Genomic DNA, 20021 nt, shown 5'->3' with positions numbered 1-20021 from the left:
TTAGCTCGCTTGTCCGGCGGCACACCGGTCCGGCAGCATCGACCGGCGTGACCGACGGCACCGCACCCCACCCGCCGGCCGCCGGCGACGCGCCCGGACCCGCCACCCCGGACGGTCGACGCCGCGCCGCCACACGCCGTCGCCGCCTGGCCGCCGCCGGTCTGGTGTCCGTCGCCGCCGCGGTCGCGGTGACCCTCGCGGTACGCGGTGGCGCCGCCCCCGCCTGCGCCGCCCCGCCGCGCGCTGCCGTGGCCGCCCTCGCACCCGCGGCCGCCGCTATCCCGCCCGGTGCAGCCCTGCCGGTGGCTGCCGCCCCGCCCGGTGCCGCCCTCCTCGCGCCCGGCGCCGCACTGCCGGGGGCTGCCGCCCCGCCCGTCGGCGCCGCGACGCGCAGCGGCAAGGCGACCTTCTACGACTCCGAGGGTGCCGGCGGCAACTGCTCCCGGCCGGCCGCGCCCGCCGACCGGATGTACGTCGCTCTCGGCCCGGACGAGTACGCCTCCGGCGCCTCCTGCGGCGGCTTCCTCGACGTCACCGGCCCACGCGGCACCGTCCGGGTCTTGGTGATGGACCAGTGCCCGGAGTGCGCGCCGGGTCACCTCGACCTCTCCGCCGAGGCGTTCGCCCGCATCGCCGATCCGGTGCAGGGGGTGGTGAAGGTCAGCTACCGCGCGGTGGTGAACCCGAGGCTGCCCGGACCGCTCACCTTCCGGATGAAGGAGGGCTCGTCGCAGTGGTGGTTCGCCGTCCTGGTCGGTGACCACGGCAACCCGCTGCGCTCGGTCGAGGTGCGGCAGAACGGCTCGTGGCGCGCGGCGCAGCGGCAGGACTACAACTACTGGCTGATCGAGTCAGGGGCCGGTCCCGGCCCGTACGAGATCCGGGTCACCGACGTGTACGGCCACCGCGCGACCGCCACCGGCATCCGGATGCTCCCCGGCCAGGTGCAGCGCAGCAAGACCCGCATGTACGGCACCAACCCCGCCACACCCAGGCCCACCCCGAAGAAGCCGAGCCCCACACCCCCGAGCCCCACCCCCAGCGCTTCCACCCCCGCGCCGCCGCCCACCCCCACCCCAGCGCTCACAGAGCCGGTGGTGCAGGCAGCCGCCGCCCCACCCACCCCACCTCCCTGCTCCTGACCCGCCGCCGCTCCTGCCCCCAGGGGACTGCTCCCTCCTGCCCCGTCGATCTTGCACTCGCGGCCCCTCTGCTGCCGCATAAGCACCTTTCGCCCGGGCCCCAACCGCAAGATCGCCGGGAGCGGGGAGCGGGGAGCGGGGAGCGGGGAGCGGGGCCGGGGCGCCTCGATGCCAGCCCTCGGCGATCTTGCGCTTGCTGCCCTTCAGGTGTCCTGGATGCGGTTTTTGTCGGGGCCGTAAGTGCAAGATCGCCGAGGGTCGGGGGGAGTGCGGGGCTGGGAGGGGTCAGGTCGGGGTGGGGAGGTCCAGCCACATGAGGATCTCGTCTCGGGCGTCGGTGGGGGACAGGCGCAGCGCGGCGGGGAGGCGGCCGATCTCGCGATACCCGAGGCGCTTGTAGAAGCGGTCCAGTCCCAGACCGTCGCGGACCGTCACGTGCAGCGCCGCCAGACCCAGCCGTCGGGCGATCCGTTCGGCCTCGCGCATCAGCGCCGCGCCGTACCCGCGCCCTTGGGTGTCGGGGTGCACCATGACGCGCTTGAGCACCCGCCAGTGCGTCTTGAGGTGGAACCGGTTGTCGGCGATGACCAGGACGGCGACCAGGCGTTCGCCCTCGTAGCCGGCGAGGAGCCGGTCCGGCCCGTCCGCCACCTCGTCGAGCGTCGAGGTGGCGAGCGGGCGTACCTCGTCCGCGGTCACGGGGGCGACGAAGCCGACGGCGCCGCCGGCGTTCGTCACGTCCACCCAGAGCGCGATGATCTGTTCGCGCAGCTCGGGGGTCAGGTCGGGGTCGAGTACGAAACGCAGGTCCACGACGCCATCCTGCGCGTGGCGACCCGGCCCGAACCCGCGTTCGTGATGCGCGTGACAGCGCTGATGGTGCGGGAGGGGGGTTTCGAACCCCCACGTCCTCTCGGACACAGGCTCCTAAGGCCTGCGCGTCTGCCGTTCCGCCACTCCCGCCCGACCCGCCGAGTTTAGAGTGTCGCGCCGGAACCGTGTGCACTCCGGGCCGCGACGGGCCGCGACGGGCCGCGACGGGCCGCGACCGGCCGCGACGAGCCGCGACGCGACGTGGCATGCCCGTCCGGCGGCCTCAGTCGAGGCCGAGGTCCCGGCGCAGCTTGGCGACGTGACCGGTGGCCCGCACGTTGTAGAACGCCTGCTCGATCTTGCCGTCCTCGTCCACCACGAACGTCGAGCGGATCACACCGGTGACGGTACGGCCGTACATCTGCTTCTCGCCGAACGCGCCGTACGCGGTCAGCACCGCCTTGTCCTCGTCGGAGACCAGCGGGAACGTGATGGCGTCCCGGTCGCGGAACTTGGCGAGCTTCGCCGGCTTGTCCGGCGAGATGCCCACCACCTCGTAGCCGGCGGCCTGGAGGGAGGCGAGCGAGTCCCGGAAGTCACACGCCTGCTTCGTGCAGCCGGGCGTCATGGCGGCCGGGTACGCGTACAGGATGACCTTGCGACCACGCAGGCCGGCCAGGGACAGCGTGCCGCCGTCGTCGGTGGGGAGGGTGAACTCGGGGGCGGGGTCGCCGGGCTTGAGGCGGTCGGTCATGGCGGTGACGATACCGCCGGGCCGGTGCGGTCGGCCGACGGCGACCCGCCGGCGCGGTGACGGCCATCATGAGGTTGTTGCCAGATATTGGCAACAGTGCCTTCCTGGAAATACGCTGAGCGCGTGGACACCCTGGCGATGCACATCTCCAACGGGATCATCAACGGTCCGGTCGCCGCGATCTTCGCGGCTCTCGCCCTCGCCGCGCTCGCCTTCTGCGTGCTGCGGGGCCGCGCCGACCTCGACGACCGGCTCGCCCCGATGGCCGGGCTGGTGGCGGCGTTCATCTTCGCCGTGCAGATGCTCAACTTCCCGATCTTCACCGCCGGGGTCAGCGGTCACCTGCTCGGCGGCGCGCTGGCCGCGCTGCTCGTCGGCCCCTGGGTCGGCGCGCTCTGTGTCGCCGTGGTGCTGATCGTGCAGGCGCTGGTCTTCGGTGACGGCGGGGTCGCCATGCTCGGCCTCAACATCACCAACATGGCGCTGCTCGGCACCGCCGCCGCGTACCTGCTGATCGCGCTCCTGCTGCGCGTGCTGCCGCGTACCCCGGCCGGGCTGGCCGTCACCGCCTTCGTCTCCGCGCTGGTCAGCGTGGTGGTCGCGTCCCAGGGCTTCGTCCTCCAGTACTGGCTGGGCGGCACCACCGACCTCGGCGGCAACCTCGCCGGCCTGGCCGGCACCATGGCCTTCGCCCACCTGCTCATCGGCATCGGCGAGGGCCTGATCACCGCGACCACTGTGGTCACCGTCGCGAAGGTCCGGCCCGACCTGGTGTACGCGCTGCGCGCCCTCAAGCCGGCCACGCCGGCTCCCGCCGTCCCGGTCGCCGGAGGTGCCCGATGAGCAAGCGTCACTGGCCGTTCCTGCTCGGCGGCCTGCTGGTGGCCCTGCTGCTGGCCGGCGTGGTCAGCAACTACGCCTCCTCGCACCCGGACGGGCTCGACTCGTCGCTGCTCAAGGGCTGCACCGTGAACGCCGACGACGAGATCACCGGCGGTAGCTGCCCGGCCCAGCAGGCCAAGGACCACGAACTGGCGGACAGCCCGCTGGCCGACTACGGCGTACGCGGGATCGGCAACGACTTCGTCTCCACCGGCCTGTCCGGCGTACTCGGTGTGCTGCTCACCTTCGCGTTCGGCGGGGGCCTGTTCTGGCTGGCCCGCCGCCGCGGCCCGGCGAAGCCCACCGCATCCGCCACGCCCACCACGAGCGCCGACTCGGCGGACGAGGCCGCGACCCCGTCCACCGGCACACGCTGACCATGGGCGCCGGGCACGCGCACGTGCTCTACCGCGAGTCCGGCTCGCCGGTGCACCGCCTCCCGCCGGAGGTGAAGATCGCCGCGATGGTGCTGTTCACAGTCGCGGTGGTGGCCACGCCCCGGGAGGCGTACTGGGCCTTCGGCGGGTACGCCCTCCTGGTCGCCGTGGTGGCCGCGCTGGCCCGGGTCGGCCCGCGCTGGCTGCTCAGCCGGGCGCTGATCGAGCTGCCGTTCGTGCTGTTCGCGTTCGCGCTGCCGTTTCTCGGCGCCGGGGAGCGGGTGGAGGTGGCCGGGTTCGCCCTGTCCGTCGACGGGCTGCACGGCGCGTTCAACATCCTCGCCAAGGGCACGCTCGGCGTACTCGCGTCGCTCCTGCTCGCGGCGACCACGACGACGCGTGACCTGCTGGTCGGCCTGGACCGGCTGCGGTGCCCGCAGATCCTCACCCAGATCGCCACGTTCATGCTGCGCTACCTGGAGGTGCTCGTCGGCGAGGCCCGGCGGATGCGGGTGGCGCGGGTGTCCCGGGGCGACGACCCGCGGTTCCTGTGGCAGTTGCGCGGCTTCGCGGCCGGGGTCGGCGCGCTGTTCCTGCGCGCGTTCGAGCGCGGCGAGCGGGTCTACCTGGCGATGCTCTCCCGCGGTTACACCGGCCGGATGCCGGCGGTGTGGCAGGGGGCCGGCGCGGCCACCGCCGGCCAGTGGGCGGCCGCCGCGACGGTGCCGGCGATCGCGGCCACCATCGCCGCCGTCGCACTCGTCCTGCAATGATCGGGTACGTGCAGCAGCCGCCCTCCCTCGACATCAGCGGCGTCCGGTACGCGTACCCGGACGGTCACGTCGCCCTGCACGGGGTGGACCTGACCGTGCCGCGCGGCGAGCGGGTGGCGCTGCTCGGGCCCAACGGCGCCGGCAAGACCACGCTCGTGCTGCACCTCAACGGCATCCTCACCCCGACCGAGGGCACGGTGAGCGTCGGCGGCCTGACGGTCGGCCGCGACCGGGAGACGCTGGCCGAGGTACGCCGCCGCGTCGGCATCGTCTTCCAGGATCCGGACGACCAGCTGTTCCTGCCCACAGTCGCCGAGGACGTGGCGTTCGGCCCGGCCAACCTGGGCCTGCGCGGGGCCGAGCTGGCCGCCCGCGTCGACGAGGCGCTCGCGGCCGTCGGGATGGGCGAGCACCGGGACCGGGCGCCGCATCACCTGTCGTTCGGGCAGCGGCGCCGGGTGGCGGTGGCGACGGTGCTGGCCATGCGCCCGGAGATCCTGGTGCTGGACGAGCCGTCGTCGAACCTCGACCCGGCCGCCCGCCGCGAGCTGGCGGAGATCCTGCGCTCCCTGCCGGTGACGCTGCTCATGGTCACGCACGACCTGCCGTACGCGGCCGAGCTGTGCCCCCGCTCGGTGATCCTGGACGGCGGCCGCATCGTCGCCGACGCCCCCACACGTGACCTGCTGGCGGACGAGGCGCTGCTGACCGCCCACCGCCTGGAACTCCCGTACGGCTTCGCCCCCCGCCCCACCTGACCCGGCCCTCGCCTCTCCCGCCCTCTCCGCCGTGAGTGCGGCGGGAGTGGAACGTGGTGGGTGTGTCGGGGGCGGTTTGACACCCGTGGTGTTCCACTCGTGCGTGCCCGGGGCGCTCGCAGCGCTCGGTGATCTTGCCATTGGGGCCCTCGAGATGTCGTGAACGCCTTGGATGCCGGGGCGGAATATGCGAGATCGCGGGGGTTCAGGTGGGCACTAGTTCCTCGTTCGGGCTGGTTGTTGTGGCGAGCGTCCTCCCGTTATGCGAGATTGGCGTTTCGCATCGTGGGAGCAGTGGAGATCTTGGTAGGAAAGGGCCCCTATGGGGGCCGTTTGGTACCAAGATCTCGCCGAGGGCCGGGGACGCTTGACAACCTCCACTCACAGATCGCCAGGGCGGGGCGGGGCGGGGTCAGGGCGTGGGGGTTGGGTGGGGGGTGGGGCGGGCTGCCCTCGCGGCGGTGCGCAGGCGCAGCAGTCCTGCCGCGACCGCGCCGGCGCCTGTCGCCAGGCCGACCACCACGAGCACCCGGACCAGGACGGCCGGGCCGGCGGCCGGGGGGATCGAGCGGGACAGCGCGGCCAGGTTCGTCACTCCGGCGAACAGCGTGAGGCAGGCGCCGGCGAGGGCCAGCACGAAGTCGGCGGCCGGGCGGCGGGCCAGCGCGTACCCGCCGGCGGCGAGCGCGCCGAGCCCGGTGAGCAGCGTCCACACCTGGCCGGTGACCAGCTCGGCGAGCGTGCCGCCGAGGCCGGGGGAGCCGGTGTCCAGCGCGCGGGCGACGGTGAGCGCCACCGTGGCGGCGCCGCCCAGGGCGAGCAGCGCGCCCACCGCGCGCAGCGCCCGTACCCCGGCGGCGGTGCCGCCCGGCGCCAGCCCCGCCGCGCCGATCAGCAGGAAGCCCAGCGTGGCGGCCACCCACCAGGGGTACGGGTCGGGTGGCGGCACCCAGTCCAGCGTGCCGCGTACGGCTCCGGTGGCGTCACCGGCGCGCAGCGGGACGGTCCAGTCGCGTACCCGGTGTTCCCGGTCCGGGGCGGCGGCGACGGCGGCCGGCGGAGCGTCCTCCCGCCACAGCGTGCGCTGGTCGTGCCAGCGGGCGGTGGGTCCGTCGTCGATCCGCCGCCAGTCGGGCGCGGCGGCCGGGTTCGCCTCGGCGGGCAGCCGGGTCTCCCCGGCCAGCGTCCGGTTCAGGTACGTGGCGGGGGAGCGGGTGTTCTCGTACACGCCGTCGGGGCCGATGCGCAGGTACGGCTCACCGGAGTAGCCGAGCACCGTGACGTCGGCGCCGGTGTCGTTCGTCAGCTCCAGCCGCGCGCCGGCCTCCACCATGCGGGCGGTGAGCCCGGGGCGGTCCGGGTCGACGCCGCTGATGGTGGCGCGGTAGTCGGTGCCGTCGGGCGCGTCCGCGCCGTGTGCGGCGGCCGGCGCGGCGAGTGTGAGCAGGGCGGTGGCCGCGACGGCGAGCACCAGCGCGGCCCGGCGCAGGGGTGCGATCACTTGCCGGCCGCCTCCACCGCCGACTTGATCCCCTCGGGGCTGCGGTCCTGGAGCTCACTGCCGTTGACCTTGATGGTCGGGGTGCCGGTCACGCCGGACTTGCTCGCCTCGTCGGTGACGTGCTCGGTCCACGACCGGTACGTGCCGTCGGAGACGCAGGAGGCGAACTCGTCGCGGTTGAGGCCGACGCCCGCGCCGATGTCGACGAGTTCGTCGTTGCTGAGCCCGGCGCCGCCCTCCGCCGGCTGCTTGGCGAAGAGCTGGTCGGTGAACTCGCGGAACTTGCCGCCCTGGGCGGCGCAGCCGGAGGCGGCCGAGGAGCGGGTGGAGTATTCGGTGGTGGAGAAGCGGTTCAGGAACGCGACCGGGTGGAACACCAGCTTCGCCTTGCCCTCGTTGACGAGCTGGTTGAGCGTCTCGCCGTTGATCTGCTGGAACTGCTTGCAGGCCGGGCAGAGGTAGTCCTCGTACAGGTCGATGGTGACCGGTCCGGTGCCGAGCACGATGCCGGTGCCGGCGTCGTTGGCCCCGGGCGGGGCAGTGAACTCGTCGGACTTCTGGCTGGAGTAGACGGCCCAGCCGATGCCACCGGCGATGACGAGCACCAGCACCGCGGCGATCGAGGTCCAGAGCGTGCGCTTGCGCCGCTTCTCCCGGGCGATCTGCTCGCGTACGACCCGGGCCGCGTCCCGCCGCCCCTTGCGACTACTCATCGGTGTCCTCCACGGTGTCGTCGCCCGCCAGCCACCCGTCCACGGAGAACGGGGTGCGGGGCCAGATCAGCAGGAACCCGGCGAGTACCAGGAACCCGAGGTCCCGGAGGATCTCCGGGAGGTAGCTGGGTGTCTGGCCGGCGGCGAGCTGCCCGCCGCTGCCGAAACACCCGCAGTCGATGGCCAGGCCCCGGGCCCAGGCCGAGGCGATGCCGGCGATGAAGACCACGAGCAGCGCCGCGGACACGCCCGCGCTGATCCGGGTGGCGAGCCCGGCGAGCAGGAGCAGGCCCAGGGCCAGCTCGACGAACGGCAGCGCCGCGCCGATCACGGTGGCCACGTCGTACGGCATGACCTGGTAGGCGTTCACGGCCCGGCCGGAGGCGGCCAGGTCACCGACCTTGGTGCCGCCGGCGATCAGCCACACGGCGGCGAGCCCGAGGCGGGCCGCGACGCCGAGCCAGGGCCGCAGGGCCTGCCAGCGGCCGGCCCGGGAGGGGGAGGGGGTCACAGTCATTCGTCGTCCGAGCGCCACGAAAGGTTCCCGCTATCCGGCCAGCGTGTCGCCGACGGCGTCGACCAGTTCGTCGCGGGCTCGGGCCACCCGGGAGCGGATCGTGCCCACCGGCACCCCCTCCACGTCGGCGGCCTCGGCGTACGACAGGCCGAGCAGCTGGGTGAGCACGAACGCGGAGCGCCGCTCGGCTGGTAGCCGGCGGACCAGGTCGGTGGCGCCGAGCTGGCCGGCCGGGTCGGGGTACGGGCGGTCGGTGGCGGCCTGGGCGGCGAGCCGCGCGTCGAGCCGGCGGCGGCGCACCACAGTCCGCAGGTGGTCGGCGCAGGCCCGCCGGGCGATCCCGAGCAGCCAGGTACGCACGCTGGAGCGCCCCTCGAAGCCGGACAGCGCCCGGAACGCCCGCAGGTACGTCTCCTGGGTCAGGTCGTCCGCGCTGTCCGGGTCGACGAGCGCGGCGGCGAAGCGCCACACCTCGGCCTGGGTGGCCCGGACGAATGCGCCCTGCGCGTCGCGGTTCCCGTCGCGGGCGGCCAGCGCCCAGCCGGTGGCCGCGTCCCGGGCAGCGTCGGGCGCCGACTCGGGGCGGTCGGCGGCGGTGTCGCGCGGGCCGGGGATCACGTCACCCGAGGTTACGCGGCGTACCTGGAGGGGACAGGGTCCTTCGACCCATTCCGTGGTCCCGCACACGCCGGGAACTTTTTCCGCCCGCCGTCCGACTACCTTCCCATGACCTCCGAGCAGGCCCGGCGTGGCGCGCGCCGCCGCACCGGGTGGGCGCTCGGTCACGCCCGCCGGAGACCGGCTCGCCGGACCCGCCCCGGTTCGGGAACCATGGCGGTCATGACTGCTGCCGTACGCCGCCCGTCCCGGGCCGTCGCCGCCCGTTCCGGGGCCGTCGCCGGGCTGCTGCTCCTGCTGGTCGCCCTGCTGCTCGTCCCGGCCACCCCGGCCGCCGCCCACGCGGTGCTGGTGAGCAGCAGCCCGGCCGCCTCCGCCGTGGTGCCCGAGGCACCCGCGCAGGTGGTGATCACGTTCAGTGAGGGCGTCCGCAAGGTGCCCGGGAAGGTGCGGGTGATCGCCCCCGACGGCTCGCGGGCCGACCGGGGCGAGCCGACGTTCCAGGGCGCCGAGGTCACCATCCCGGTGGACCCCTCAGCCGGGCGCGGCACCTACCTGGTGAGCTACCGGGTCATCTCGGCCGACAGCCACCCGGTCTCCGGCGCCTTCACCTACTCCGTCGGCGCGCCGTCGGAGCCGCCCACCGACAGCGGTACGGACAACCGGGCGAACCCGGTCGCCGAGAACGCGGTGAAGGTGGCGAAGTACGCCGGCTACACCGGTCTGCTGCTGCTCGTCGGCCCGGCGCTGGTGCTGGCCGCGCTCTGGCCGCGCCGGCTGTCCCGCCGGGGGCCGGCACGGCTGGCCTGGACCGGGCTGGGTCTGCTGGCGGCGGCGACGCTGGCCGAGGTGTGGCTCCAGGTGCCGTACGTCAACGGCGGCGGCCTGTTCGACGTGACCGGTTCCGGCCTGGGTGACGTGCTGGGCAGCGCCTACGGCACCACGCACCTGGTCCGGCTGGGCCTGCTCGCCGCGGCGGCGTTCCTGCTCCGGCCGCTGTTCGCCGGTCCGATCGGCCGCACCGACGGGATCATCCTGGCCGTCCTCGGCGGCGCGGCGCTGTTCACCTGGCCGCTGGCCGGGCACGCGGCGGCCTCGCCCGCGCCTGCGGTGTCGGTGGTGGTGGACGCGGTGCACCTGGGCGGCATGGCGGTGTGGCTGGGCGGCCTGGTCATGCTCGCGGTGTTCCTGCTGCGCCGGGCCGACGAGCGCGAGCTGGACGCGATCCTGCCGATCTGGTCCCGCTGGGCGGCGCTCGCGGTGGCCGCGCTGCTGCTGGCCGGCACCGTGCAGGGCCTGATCGAGGTGGCCAGCATCCAGGCGCTGTTCGACACCACGTACGGCCGGCTCCTGCTCGCCAAGATCGTGCTGTTCGCGCTGGTGATCGGCGTGGCCGCGTACTCCCGGGCGCTGGTGCGGCGGCGGGTCGCCGCCGGCCGGCCGGGCGCGATGCGGCGCGCGGTGGTGGCCGAGCTGGTGATCACGGCGGTGGTGCTGGGCGTGTCGGCGACGCTCGTGCAGACCACTCCGGCGCGCACCGCCGCCGCGGACGTCGCGGGCACCGAGCAGGGCTACTTCTCCACCACGCTGAGCAGCCCGATCTACTCGCTGGAGGTCCAGCTGGACCCGGCCGAGACCGGCAACAACTCGATGCACCTGTACGCCTACACCAAGGACAGCCGCCCCCAGCCGGTGCAGGAGTGGAAGGTCACCGCCGCGCTGCCGTCGGCCGGGATCGAGCCGATCACCGTCCCGCTGCTGCCGCTGAGCGACAACCACGCCACCGGTGAGGTCAACCTGCCGGCCCGGGGCGACTGGCAGTTGCGCATCACCGTCCGCACGACCGACATCGACCAGGCCACGGTGACCGCCACCGTGCCGATCAAGTAACGGAAGGTCCCATCTGATGATCCGTCTCCGGCGCTCCGCGACAGTCGCCGCGCTGACCCTCACCGCCGTCGCCACGGCCGTGCTCGGCGTGGCCGGACCGGCCTCGGCGCACGTCACGATCAACCCGGCCGAGGGCAAGCAGGGCGGCTACGGCCGGTTCGCGTTCCGGGTGCCGAACGAGAGCGACACGGCGTCCACGGTCAAGGTCGAGGTGAACCTGCCGGAGAACGCTCCGGTCGGCTCGGTCTCCACCATGCCGGTGGCGGGCTGGACGGTCGCGGTGGAGAAGCGCAAGGTCGATCCGCCGATCGAGGTGCACGGCAGCCAGCTCACCGAGGCGGTCTCCAAGCTGACCTTCACCGCCGCGCCGAACGCCGGCGTGAAGCCGGGCGAGTTCCAGGAGTTCCCGGTGTCGATGGGTCCGCTGCCGCAGGTCGACACGATGGTGTTCAAGGTGCTGCAGACATACTCCGACGGCAACGTCTCCCGGTGGATCGAGGAGCCGACGCCGGGCGCGGAGGAGCCGGAGAACCCGGCGCCGGTGCTCAAGCTCGCCGCCGCGGCGCCCGCGTCGCCGGGCGCGAGCGCGCCGGCCGCCGCGCCGGACGACGACGATGACGACGACGGCTCCGGTGCCGCCACCGCCCTCGGGGTGGCCGGCCTGGTCGCCGGACTGGGCGGCCTGGCCCTCGGCGGCCTGGCGTTTGCGCGTACCCGGCGGGAGCCCGCCGCGAAGTCCTGAACGCGAGCGGTTCACCGGCCCGGCGGAACGATCCGCCGGGCCGGTCGCCGTCCCGGACGGGTGCCGCCGATATCCGGCGATCGGCCGACGCACGTCGGTAAGGTCGGCCGGGTAGTTGGCTACCGAGAGGGACGACGCGAATGCGTTTCGTACGCACGATCGCCGGCGTGGTGCTGCTGGCGTTGGGGATTCCGGCGCTGCTGGCGGGTGGAGGTCTCTGGCTGGCCGCCCGGCACGCCGACCCGGACGGCGGGTTCGGCGCCCGGTTCGAGCCGGTCCGCACGCCGGCCCGCGCGGTGGTGGTGGCCGACGTGGACGCGTTGCTGCGCGCCGACCTGCCGGTGGCGCGCACCGGGCAGGCCCGGCTGCACCTGAGCGCGCGGGACGACGACGGCGAGGTCTTTCTCGGCCTCGCCCCGACCGACCAGGTGCGACAGTGGCTGGTCGACGTCCCGCACAGCACCGTGCGCCGCGTCGCGGTCACCCGGGGCCCGCTGCCGGTCGATCTCGACCCGGCCACCGCCGGCGCCGGTACCGCCGCGCCGATGTCGGCACCCTTCTGGGTACGCGAGGGCGTCGGCTCCCTGGAGTGGAGCCCGGCGGAGCTGTCCGGCCGGTCGTTGAGCCTGGTCGTGATGCGCGTGGACGGCGCGGACGGGCTCGACCTGCGGATGCGTGCCGAGTTGCGGGCCGGGTGGTTCCCCGGGCTGGCGTGGGCGCTGCTGGCCGGCGGGACGCTGCTGGTCGTCCTCGCCGTGGTGGTGCTGCTGCGCCCGCTGCGGCCGCGTGAGGTGGTCTTCGTGGTCGAGCCGGACCAGGTGCCGGTGCTGGCTGGTCGTCTCGGCGTCACCTCGCTGAGCGGGCTGGGCCGGCAGCCGGGCCCGGCGTCGCGACCCGAGCGGCACCTGGTGGCAGTGGGCTCCGGGGCCGGGGGACGTACCCGCGCGGCGATCGCCCCGCCGCCCAGCCGGTGCCGCGACGACCAGGACTGACGAGGAGAACCCGAACGGCCCTCCGCGCTGCCGACGCGGAGGGCCGTCCTTTCACCGGGGGATCGGTGCTACCTGGGAGAAAACTGAGGTAGTTGATACCAGATTAGCGCTGATCGCCGTTTGTTGCGAGGTGTGTCCGTTCAGTCCGAGTCATCGGTTTCTCGTCCGCATGCCGGCGGATCGGCAGCGCCGCGAGCACCAGCAGGCTCAGCAGGACGTACATGTTGCGGACCACGAAGTCGACCGGGTCGTCCGTGTGCACGACGGCGGTGCCCCAGTCCTGGAACGTCACCAACCCGTACACGATCGGCAGGCCGACGACGGCGGCCAGCGCGAAGAGGCCGCCGCGACGGCGGGCCCCGCCGGGCGTCGCCGGATCGGCGTCCAGTGCCGCGTCGACGAGCACCACCACCGCGGGGATGAACCAGTACAGGTGATGGATCCAGGTGATCGGGCTGACCAGCCCGCCCACCAACCCGGTCAGGGTGAGACCCACCAGCGCGTCCCCCGCGCGGGCCGCGCGCGCCGCCCGCCACAGACCGAACGCGGCCACCGCCAGCGCGAGCAGCAGCCACAGCAGCCGGTCCGGCTCGGTCGGCGCGGTCAGGCGGCTGAGCAGCCCGAACAGTGACTGGTTGCCGGTGTAGTCGGGGCGGCCCACCCGGTCGGTCACCCACAGCTCGTGGGTCCAGAAGCGCCACGAGTCGCCCGGCGCGACCGCCGCCGCCAGCAGCGTGGCCACCGCCGCTGTCACCGCCGCCACGGCCGCCGCCCGCCACTTCCGGGCGGCGAGCAGGTAGAGCACGAAGATGCCGGGGAAGAGCTTGAGCGCCGCCGCCAGCCCCACGCCCACGCCGGCCCAGCGCCGGCCCTGCGGTACGGCGAACAGCAGGTCGCCGAGGATCAGCACCACGAGCAGCATGTTGATCTGCCCGAGCGTGATCGTCTCCCGGGTGCTCTCCACGGCGAGCACCAGCAGCACGGCGACGGTGAGGCCGAACCCCCGCGGCAGGTCGTGCCGCCGCAGCACCGGCAGCACCAGCCAGCGCGTGGTCACCACCACCGCGGCCACCGTCAGCACCGCGAAGGCGGCGATGGCCACCCCGAGCCGCAGATACCCGAACGGCGCCAGGAGCAGCGCCGCGAACGGCGGATAGGTGAAGTAGAGCGCGCCCTGCACCCGGTCCGGCTGGACGTAGTCGTAGAGCGGGTGCCCGGCCGCCCACCAGTCCATCGCCGACATGTAGATCTTCTGGTCGTAGTAGTCGTGCCGCAGGTTGCGCAGGTAGGGCGCCGGCAGGATCGCGATCAGCGCCAGCACCACGACCACCCGGAGAGCCGTACGCCCGCCCGCGTCGTCACGGGGGACGGCGGGTGGGGCGACGGGTTCGGCTGGCACGCAGGAAACCCTAGCGGTCCACCTCGGCCGCCGGGCCGAGGCGCGGGCGCGTCGGCGGCGCGTAGTCTGTTCCGGTGGCTGATCTTCTCGTCTGGATCGACTGTGAGATGACCGGGCTCGACCTGCGGCGGGACGCCCTGATCGAGGTCGCCGCGCTCGTCACCGATCCCGACCTCAACGTGCTCGGTGACGGCGTCGACGTGGTGATCCACGCCGACGACGAGGCGCTCGACGGCATGCCGGAGATCGTGCGGACCATGCACGCCAAGTCCGGCCTCACCGAGGAGGTACGCCGCTCCACTGTGACGCTGGCCGAGGCCGAGGACATGGTGCTCGACTACGTGACCAGCTACGTGAAGGACCCGCGTACGGCCCCGCTGTGCGGCAACTCGATCGCCACCGACCGGGGCTTCCTGGCCCGCGACATGACCCGGCTGGACGCGCACCTGCACTACCGGATGATCGACGTGTCCTCGATCAAGGAGCTGTGCCGGCGCTGGTACCCGCGGGTGTACTTCGGGCAGCCGCAGAAGGGCCTGGCCCACCGGGCGCTCGCCGACATCCGGGAGAGCATCCGCGAGCTGGAGTACTACCGCCGGACCGTGTTCGTGCCGCTGCCGGGGCCGGACGTCGAGGCCGCGAAGGCGATCGCCGCCCAGCTCTGACGCCCGCGCCGAACCCGGTGGACGGGGTCGGCCGGAGTGTGGCTATGATTAGTCCGCGCACCGCCCCGGGCGACCGGAGCGGCGAGCATGGTGGCTGTAGCTCAGTTGGCAGAGCACCGGGTTGTGGTCCCGGTTGTCGTGGGTTCAATTCCCATCAGTCACCCCAGACACGAAGCCCCCTCCTCCGGGAGGGGGCTTCGTCGTGTGCGGGGGTCAGGGGGTCGGCTCGACGCTCGGCGTACCGGCGTCCGGCGTGGTGTCGTCCGACGGCGGCTCGTACGGCAGGGCGCTGCCCTTGACGTACTCGTCCCAGCTCATGTTCCAGTCGGTCCAGCCGTTGCCGTTCTGGAGCTTGCGCTCGGTGCCCTTGACGGTGATCGGGTCACCGATGCGGGTGTTGGCGAACAGCCAGTTGCCTTCCTTCATCGAGACGTTGACGCAGCCGTGCGACACGTTCGTGCGGCCCTGCACGCCCTCGGACCAGGGCGCGGCGTGGATGAACTCGCCGCCCCAGGTGAGCCGCTGGGCGTAGTCGATCTCGGTGCGGTAGCCCTCCTCCGGGCCCAGCTCCTCCATGGTGTCGAAGACCGTGTGCCGGAGCTTCTCGATCACCACCATGGTGCCGCTGGAGGAGGGGGTGCTCTTCTTGCCCAGGCTCACCGGGATGGTCTTGACCACCTTGCCGTCGCGGGTGACAGTCATCCGCTTGGTGCGGTTGTCGACGGTCATCACGAACGACGGACCGATCTTGATGTCGACGCTGAGGTCGGCCCGGCCGTACCAGCCGCCGCCCAGCGGCAGCCCGCCCGCCTGCACCTTGTAGCTGACGGTGCTGTTGGCCTTCCAGAACGTCTTGGGCCGGTAGCGCACCTCGGTCGGGCTCACCCAGTGCCAGATGCCCTCCTGGGCCGGCTTCGAGGTGACTGTCATCCGGCGCTGGATGTCGTCGCGGTAGTCCTCCGGGATGGCCCGGCCGAACTTCACGATCAGCGGCATGGCCACGCCCACGACCTGGTTGTCGCCGAGGAAGCTGGTGACCCGGATCTGCTTGGCCGGCTTCGCCATCGTGGTGAACGTGCTGGTGGCGGTGGCGGGCTTGCCGTCGTCGCCGGTCGCGGTCACGGTCGCCGTGTACGTCTGCCCGTACTCCAGGGCCGCTGACGGCAGCCAGCTCCCGCCGTCCGCCGCGAGCGTGCCGTCGACGACCTTGCCGGCGGCGTCCTTCAGCTCGACGGTGGTGTCCTGTGCCTCCTTCGTGGTGAAGGTGATGGCGGTGGACGCGGGCACGTCCTTGGCGTCGGCGGCGGGCTCGCTGATGGTGGCCGCCGCCTTCGGGGCCTTCTCGCCGCCGTCGCCGCCGCCCTGCCAGCTCGACGGCTTGTCGCCGCCGCCGCTGGTGCAGGCGGTCAGGGCCATCGCGGCGGCGAGCAGCCCGGCTGCCAGCGCGCGGCGGCGGCCGACGCGTCGGGCGCTCACGCCCCGGATCGGTTCGTCCTGGCCAGCTCGCATGACTCCCTCACAAGGTGATGCCGTTCCCCGTCGTCTCAGGTCAGACGCGCCGGAGCGGGTACGCGTTGCCGGACGTGAAACGGAACACCCCGCCCGGGTGTAACGATTCCCGTGCCGTCCGGCGCTTCGTCGGAGGTGGCGTGTCCGACCACGTTACGCCGGTCAGAACGGCGCCGGCTGCCCGCCCTGCGGAACGGGCAGCGCGCTGCCGGCGACGAACTGCGACCAGCTCATGCTCCATGCCGTCCAGCCGTTACCAGGGGCCAGGCGGCGCTCGGTGCCCTTCACCGTGATCGGGTCGCCCACCATCGTCTTGCCGAACAGCCACCGGCCGTTGGCCATCGACACGTTCACGCAGCCGTGCGAGACGTTGCGGCGCCCCTGCACACCCTCGGACCAGGGCGCGGCGTGGATGTACTCGCCGCCCCAGGTGATCCGCTGGGCGAAGTCGATCTCGGTGACGTAGCGGTTGGCCGGGTCCGGCTCGCTGCGGGTGTCGAAGACGGTCGACTCCTTCTTCTCCATCACCACCATCGTGCCGCTGGAGGAGGGGGTGCTCTTCTTGCCCAGGCTGACCGGCAGCGTACGGATGACCGAGCCGTTCTCGGAGACCGTCATCTGCTTGGTCGCGTTGTCCACGGTCATCTCGAACGCGCGGCCGATCTTGGCGGTGGCGCTGCGGTCGATGTTGCCGTAGCGGCCGTTGCTCAGCGGGATCCCGGCCAGTGCCAGCCGCACCGTGATCGTGGTGCCGGTCTTCCAGTACTCCGGCGCGCGGTAGTACGCCTGGGTGCCGTTGTCGACCCAGTGCCAGGCGCCGGGCTGCGGCGGGTCGGTCTGCACGAACATCCGCTTCTGCACCGCGGCCCGGTCCTTCTTCGGGATGCCCGGGGAGAACTCGGCGACCACGGGCATGGCGACCCCGTACGTCTTGCCGCTGAACATGTAGAGGCCGGAGCCGATCATCGACTTGGGCTTGGCCATCGTGGTGAACGTGCTGGTGCCCTGGTAGGTCTGGCCGTCCTTGCCGGCGCCGGTGACAGTGGCGGTGTACTTGGTGCCGTACTTCAGCGCGGCCGACGGCACCCAGCTGGAGCCGTCGCGCCGCATCCGCCCGGCGACGCTCGTTCCGTCGGCGGTGGCGAGCACCACCTTCGACACGGTGCCGCCACCGGGGATGCGGGCGCTGATCTCGGTGCTGACCGGCCGGGCGTTCGCGCCGTCGGCCGGGCTCACCGTCAGCGGCGGCGCGGCGGCGCTGTCGCTGGGTGCGACGCTCGGGTCGGGCGCGGAGGACGAGACGCCGCCGACCTGCTGCTGGCCGGGCACGAACTCCGGCTTCTTCCCCTCGTCGCCGCCGCCGCACCCGGTCAGTGCCAGCGACGCCGTCAGGACCAGGGCGCCCACCGTCGCCCCGGCCCGCGCGAACCTGCCCATGCCCACCCCTGTCCTCGCGTGCCTGGCGGACATCGTGCCGTATCGACGCCGTCGGGCCCGCCCCCGCGCCGGATCAGGTGACCGTTTTGGCCGGTTTCGCCGGTTAAGCTCGTCCGAAGGGTGGACCCCGGTATCGGATTGGAACCCGCCTCGGCGGGCGTGCTAATCTTCTTCCCGTTGTCAGAGAGCGCCGCTAGCTCAACTGGCAGAGCAGCGGACTCTTAATCCGCGGGTTCGGGGTTCGAGTCCCTGGCGGCGCACCAACGAGCAAGGCCCTGACCAGGCGTTCCACGCCGGTCGGGGCCTTTTTCGCGTACCTGGGCGCCGGTGCGGCGGGTGATCGTCCGTGAGGCGGGGCGGGAACCCGGCACGGGGTGCGCCTTGTGCCGCCACCCTAAGCTGATCATGGTCGTGCGGCCATGATGGACGGCCGGGCGACGACGATGAGAATGGGAGAAGACATGAAAGCCTTCCGACGGCCGCGGATCCGCAGCCTCGTCGCCGCCACCTCGGTCGCGGGCGCCCTGGTGCTCGGTCTGGGCGCGCCCGCGTACGCGGACTACTCGAGCCCGACCTACTCGACCCTGAAGGCCTGCAACGAAGCCCGGCCCAAGTACCAGTCGTCGTGGACGAAGCCGCAGGCGTGCCGCCCCATGTACAACTGGGACGGCACGAAGGTGATCGGGTACGCGTTCCTGGTGATCACCCGGGCCTGATCGGCATCCGTCTGCGGTACCTGACGCCAGGGGGGATCGTGTCCGGTGAGGCCACCGGCAGCTCGGACACGATCCTCGTCTGCATCCGGGGCAACTCCGGCTCGGGCAAGAGCAGCATCGCCCGCGAACTACGACGCCGGCACGGCCGGGGCTGCGCCCTCGTCGAACAGGACTACCTGCGCCGCATCGTCCTGCGCGAACGGGACAAGGCCGGCGGCGTGGCCCCCGCGTTGATCGAGCAGACCGCCCGGTTCGCCCTCGACCACGGCTACCACGTGGTCCTGGAAGGCATCCTGTACACCGGCCGCTACCGCGACGTGCTGACCTCGCTGCGGGACGGCCACCGGGGGCGGTCGCTGTTCTGTTACCTCGACGTGTCGCTGGCCGAGACGCTGCGCCGGCACCTGACCCGCCCGCAGGCCGGTGAGTTCACCGCCGAGCAGATGAGCGGTTGGTACGCCGCGCGCGACGTCCTGGGCTGGCCCGGCGAACTCGTCCTCCCGGAGACCACCGGCCTGGCCGAGGCGGTCGAGGCGATCGCGGCCGCCTCCGGGCTGCCCCAGACCGGGCGTGACGACGACAGGCGTTAGGCGGCGTCACTTGCCCTTGCTGTTACTGCAAGAGGCAGTCTGGGGTCATGTTGTCGATCAGCGAGTTCAGCCAGATGTGCCACCTGTCGCCGCAGGCGCTGCGCTTCTACCACGCCGAAGGGCTGCTCGTACCCGCCGAGGTCGACGACCGGACCGGCCACCGCTCGTACGCCTTCGACCAGGTGGAACGGGCCATGCTGATCACCTTGCTGCGGGACACCGGAATGAGCGTCAAGCTGGTCCGGCGGGCCCTCGACGAACCGGACCAGGCGGTAGCCCTTCTCGACCGGCACAGCGACGAGGTCAGCCGGCAGCGCCGGGCTCAGGCCGACGCCATCGCTGCCGCCCGCGCCGTCTTCGAGGTGCAGCCCGAACCGCGGCTGCGGCACGTGCCGGCCATGACTGTGGTGGCGCGGCTCGTGCCCGGCACACCGCTCGGTCGTGACGCCCACGAGTGGGACCGGGCCGAGGAGATCATCGCGGCGGCGGCGGCCGAACTGGTCACCACGGTGCGGCAGGCCGGCGTCACCTGCCTGGGTGAGCCGTGGCGGACGCCGGCGCTGGAGACGCCGGAACAGGACCGGCGGGTACTCGACGGAGCCGGGCCGTTCTGGATCGTCAAGGTCGCGGTGGCGGGCGCCCCGGAGGCGCTGCCGTCCCTGCCCGCCGACCTGATCGTGCAGACGCCCGAGGCCCACGACGAGCTGTCCATCTTCATGCCGGGCCGCAACACGATGGCCAAGTACTGCACCGTGATCCTGCGCCTGCTCGACGCCGTCCCGCCCGACGGCGACCGGTTCGTCGACCTGGCGCGTCTTCGCCAGGAGGTCCGCCCCGACGGTGTGCTGAGCAGCGCGCCGGTCGAACGACGACCGGGGTCGCCCGCCCAGGACCATGAGCGCTGAACCCGTCGCAGCCCGGATATCAGAAGGTCGGCCAAGACCTGACGAAACTCGGCACCGCAGTGATTTCGACTGATGAGCGTCGTGCCGATTGTCTCGCTTGGGATGGGCAAGATGATCACCACGTGTCACTCCGTCGACGAGGGTGATCCCAGCCGCCGCATATGTCACGTGGGGCGAATATCTCTGACGGTACGAATCGGTTTTCCACGGTCCCTGTTCGGCGCTGCATGCTGGACCGATGACCTGCCCGAGCGGTTGGCGTGATGCCGCCCGCCGCCATTTCGGTGCGTGAATCGGTCTGAGTGGTCCGGCACTGTCCCCCGATGGA

Annotated in this window: 21 protein-coding genes and 3 tRNA genes; 14 read left to right on the top strand and 10 right to left on the bottom strand. The window is 72.8% G+C overall.

Annotated features, from left to right (window positions below; translation table 11 throughout):
- Positions 1-47: 47 nt before the first annotated feature.
- Positions 48-1142, top strand: a complete 1095-nt coding sequence (locus ACN27C_RS01590) for an expansin EXLX1 family cellulose-binding protein (protein ID WP_422750259.1) — start codon at positions 48-50, stop codon at positions 1140-1142.
- A 285-nt stretch (positions 1143-1427) separates the two neighbouring features.
- On the opposite strand, the gene ACN27C_RS01585 is transcribed toward ACN27C_RS01590, so the two are convergent.
- The 3 genes from ACN27C_RS01585 to bcp form a co-directional block, all read right to left on the bottom strand.
- Positions 1428-1955 (bottom strand): GNAT family N-acetyltransferase, encoded by a 528-nt coding sequence (locus tag ACN27C_RS01585; RefSeq protein WP_422750258.1) that lies wholly within the window; start codon positions 1953-1955, stop codon positions 1428-1430.
- Between the two features lie 64 nt (positions 1956-2019).
- Positions 2020-2105: transfer RNA gene (locus ACN27C_RS01580), tRNA-Leu, on the bottom strand.
- Positions 2106-2238: 133 nt separating this feature from the next.
- Positions 2239-2709, bottom strand: a complete 471-nt coding sequence (gene bcp / locus ACN27C_RS01575) for a thioredoxin-dependent thiol peroxidase (RefSeq protein ID WP_013474255.1) — start codon at positions 2707-2709, stop codon at positions 2239-2241.
- A 123-nt stretch (positions 2710-2832) separates the two neighbouring features.
- Here bcp and ACN27C_RS01570 point away from each other — a divergent pair, with 123 nt between their 5' ends.
- Genes ACN27C_RS01570 through ACN27C_RS01555 form a run of 4 tightly spaced genes read left to right on the top strand, consistent with a single transcriptional unit; the run spans position 2833 to position 5499 of the window.
- Entirely contained in the window at positions 2833-3552 is a 720-nt protein-coding gene (locus tag ACN27C_RS01570; RefSeq protein WP_422750257.1) for an energy-coupling factor ABC transporter permease, read from the top strand.
- On the top strand, positions 3549-3968 hold the full coding sequence (locus tag ACN27C_RS01565; protein ID WP_422750256.1) for a PDGLE domain-containing protein: 420 nt from the start codon (positions 3549-3551) through the stop codon (positions 3966-3968). Before ACN27C_RS01570 ends, ACN27C_RS01565 begins: the two co-directional genes overlap by 4 nt.
- Before the next feature lie 2 nt (positions 3969-3970).
- The gene (cbiQ, locus tag ACN27C_RS01560; RefSeq protein WP_421499890.1) at positions 3971-4741 is read left to right on the top strand and encodes a cobalt ECF transporter T component CbiQ; all 771 of its coding nucleotides are present in this window, start codon (positions 3971-3973) and stop codon (positions 4739-4741) included.
- Entirely contained in the window at positions 4738-5499 is a 762-nt protein-coding gene (locus ACN27C_RS01555; RefSeq protein WP_422750255.1) for an energy-coupling factor ABC transporter ATP-binding protein, read from the top strand. Before cbiQ ends, ACN27C_RS01555 begins: the two co-directional genes overlap by 4 nt.
- Positions 5500-5911: 412 nt before the next feature.
- Here the strand turns inward: ACN27C_RS01555 and ACN27C_RS01550 are convergent, their stop codons facing one another.
- From ACN27C_RS01550 to ACN27C_RS01535, 4 genes are read right to left on the bottom strand one after another with little or no spacing between them, the layout of a single operon-like run.
- Positions 5912-7000: a hypothetical protein gene (locus tag ACN27C_RS01550; protein ID WP_422750254.1), complete on the bottom strand. Its 1089-nt coding sequence runs from the start codon at positions 6998-7000 to the stop codon at positions 5912-5914.
- The gene (locus ACN27C_RS01545) at positions 6997-7713 is read right to left on the bottom strand and encodes a DsbA family protein (RefSeq protein WP_121684579.1); all 717 of its coding nucleotides are present in this window, start codon (positions 7711-7713) and stop codon (positions 6997-6999) included. The genes ACN27C_RS01550 and ACN27C_RS01545 overlap by 4 nt, the downstream gene beginning before the upstream one ends.
- Positions 7706-8230: a MauE/DoxX family redox-associated membrane protein gene (locus ACN27C_RS01540; protein WP_120571381.1), complete on the bottom strand. Its 525-nt coding sequence runs from the start codon at positions 8228-8230 to the stop codon at positions 7706-7708. The genes ACN27C_RS01545 and ACN27C_RS01540 overlap by 8 nt, the downstream gene beginning before the upstream one ends.
- A 30-nt stretch (positions 8231-8260) precedes the next feature.
- Complete coding sequence (locus ACN27C_RS01535; protein WP_422750253.1) at positions 8261-8848, bottom strand: sigma-70 family RNA polymerase sigma factor; 588 nt, start codon at positions 8846-8848, stop codon at positions 8261-8263.
- 222 nt (positions 8849-9070) lie between these two features.
- Here ACN27C_RS01535 and ACN27C_RS01530 point away from each other — a divergent pair, with 222 nt between their 5' ends.
- The 3 genes from ACN27C_RS01530 (at position 9071) to ACN27C_RS01520 (ending at position 12472) form a co-directional block, all read left to right on the top strand.
- Positions 9071-10738 carry a copper resistance CopC/CopD family protein gene (locus ACN27C_RS01530; RefSeq protein ID WP_422750252.1) on the top strand — a complete coding sequence of 556 codons (1668 nt, stop codon included), beginning with the start codon at positions 9071-9073 and terminating at the stop codon, positions 10736-10738.
- Positions 10739-10754: 16 nt separating this feature from the next.
- Positions 10755-11480, top strand: coding sequence for a YcnI family protein (locus ACN27C_RS01525; RefSeq protein ID WP_121684580.1), 726 nt, complete (start codon positions 10755-10757; stop codon positions 11478-11480).
- A gap of 140 nt (positions 11481-11620) precedes the next feature.
- The gene (locus ACN27C_RS01520) at positions 11621-12472 is read left to right on the top strand and encodes a hypothetical protein (RefSeq protein ID WP_422750251.1); all 852 of its coding nucleotides are present in this window, start codon (positions 11621-11623) and stop codon (positions 12470-12472) included.
- Positions 12473-12575: 103 nt separating this feature from the next.
- On the opposite strand, the gene ACN27C_RS01515 is transcribed toward ACN27C_RS01520, so the two are convergent.
- Positions 12576-13871 carry a glycosyltransferase 87 family protein gene (locus ACN27C_RS01515; protein WP_120571378.1) on the bottom strand — a complete coding sequence of 432 codons (1296 nt, stop codon included), beginning with the start codon at positions 13869-13871 and terminating at the stop codon, positions 12576-12578.
- A 74-nt stretch (positions 13872-13945) separates the two neighbouring features.
- On the opposite strand from ACN27C_RS01515, the gene orn reads away from it, so the two are divergent.
- A complete protein-coding gene (orn, locus tag ACN27C_RS01510) occupies positions 13946-14536 on the top strand; it encodes an oligoribonuclease (RefSeq protein ID WP_013474266.1) in 591 nt (196 codons plus the stop codon).
- Between the two features lie 90 nt (positions 14537-14626).
- A tRNA-His gene (locus tag ACN27C_RS01505) sits at positions 14627-14702 on the top strand.
- 47 nt (positions 14703-14749) lie between these two features.
- Here ACN27C_RS01505 and ACN27C_RS01500 read toward each other — a convergent pair.
- Positions 14750-16045 carry a L,D-transpeptidase gene (locus ACN27C_RS01500; RefSeq protein WP_120571376.1) on the bottom strand — a complete coding sequence of 432 codons (1296 nt, stop codon included), beginning with the start codon at positions 16043-16045 and terminating at the stop codon, positions 14750-14752.
- Positions 16046-16207: 162 nt separating this feature from the next.
- Positions 16208-17482, bottom strand: a complete 1275-nt coding sequence (locus ACN27C_RS01495) for an Ig-like domain-containing protein (RefSeq protein WP_120571375.1) — start codon at positions 17480-17482, stop codon at positions 16208-16210.
- 187 nt (positions 17483-17669) lie between these two features.
- Here ACN27C_RS01495 and ACN27C_RS01490 point away from each other — a divergent pair.
- The 4 genes from ACN27C_RS01490 (at position 17670) to ACN27C_RS01475 (ending at position 19693) form a co-directional block, all read left to right on the top strand.
- Positions 17670-17745, top strand: a tRNA-Lys gene (locus tag ACN27C_RS01490).
- A 198-nt stretch (positions 17746-17943) separates the two neighbouring features.
- Positions 17944-18198, top strand: a complete 255-nt coding sequence (locus ACN27C_RS01485) for a hypothetical protein (RefSeq protein WP_091329812.1) — start codon at positions 17944-17946, stop codon at positions 18196-18198.
- 38 nt (positions 18199-18236) lie between these two features.
- Positions 18237-18788, top strand: coding sequence for a kinase (locus ACN27C_RS01480; RefSeq protein ID WP_120571374.1), 552 nt, complete (start codon positions 18237-18239; stop codon positions 18786-18788).
- A gap of 47 nt (positions 18789-18835) precedes the next feature.
- A complete protein-coding gene (locus tag ACN27C_RS01475) occupies positions 18836-19693 on the top strand; it encodes a MerR family transcriptional regulator (RefSeq protein ID WP_422750250.1) in 858 nt (285 codons plus the stop codon).
- Positions 19694-20021: the final 328 nt, after the last annotated feature.

This window comes from Micromonospora sp. WMMD1219, assembly GCF_049315215.1.
In the GTDB taxonomy this organism is placed as follows: domain Bacteria; phylum Actinomycetota; class Actinomycetes; order Mycobacteriales; family Micromonosporaceae; genus Micromonospora; species Micromonospora tulbaghiae.
Note: the sequence above shows the minus strand (reverse complement) of the source record. Positions and strands in the feature narration are given on the sequence as shown.

What these genes read in the sequence shown, in the direction of transcription:
- ACN27C_RS01485 (WP_091329812.1), top strand. Translation starts at nt 17,944, where the DNA reads ATGAAAGCCTTCCGACGGCCGCGGATCCGCAGCCTCGTCGCCGCCACC.
- ACN27C_RS01530 (WP_422750252.1), top strand. Translation starts at nt 9,071, where the DNA reads ATGACTGCTGCCGTACGCCGCCCGTCCCGGGCCGTCGCCGCCCGTTCC.
- ACN27C_RS01520 (WP_422750251.1), top strand. Translation starts at nt 11,621, where the DNA reads ATGCGTTTCGTACGCACGATCGCCGGCGTGGTGCTGCTGGCGTTGGGG.
- cbiQ (WP_421499890.1), top strand. Translation starts at nt 3,971, where the DNA reads ATGGGCGCCGGGCACGCGCACGTGCTCTACCGCGAGTCCGGCTCGCCG.
- ACN27C_RS01475 (WP_422750250.1), top strand. Translation starts at nt 18,836, where the DNA reads ATGTTGTCGATCAGCGAGTTCAGCCAGATGTGCCACCTGTCGCCGCAG.
- ACN27C_RS01525 (WP_121684580.1), top strand. Translation starts at nt 10,755, where the DNA reads ATGATCCGTCTCCGGCGCTCCGCGACAGTCGCCGCGCTGACCCTCACC.
- ACN27C_RS01555 (WP_422750255.1), top strand. Translation starts at nt 4,738, where the DNA reads ATGATCGGGTACGTGCAGCAGCCGCCCTCCCTCGACATCAGCGGCGTC.
- bcp (WP_013474255.1), bottom strand. Translation starts at nt 2,709, where the DNA reads ATGACCGACCGCCTCAAGCCCGGCGACCCCGCCCCCGAGTTCACCCTC.
- ACN27C_RS01545 (WP_121684579.1), bottom strand. Translation starts at nt 7,713, where the DNA reads ATGAGTAGTCGCAAGGGGCGGCGGGACGCGGCCCGGGTCGTACGCGAG.
- ACN27C_RS01500 (WP_120571376.1), bottom strand. Translation starts at nt 16,045, where the DNA reads ATGCGAGCTGGCCAGGACGAACCGATCCGGGGCGTGAGCGCCCGACGC.
- ACN27C_RS01540 (WP_120571381.1), bottom strand. Translation starts at nt 8,230, where the DNA reads ATGACTGTGACCCCCTCCCCCTCCCGGGCCGGCCGCTGGCAGGCCCTG.
- ACN27C_RS01495 (WP_120571375.1), bottom strand. Translation starts at nt 17,482, where the DNA reads ATGGGCAGGTTCGCGCGGGCCGGGGCGACGGTGGGCGCCCTGGTCCTG.
- ACN27C_RS01565 (WP_422750256.1), top strand. Translation starts at nt 3,549, where the DNA reads ATGAGCAAGCGTCACTGGCCGTTCCTGCTCGGCGGCCTGCTGGTGGCC.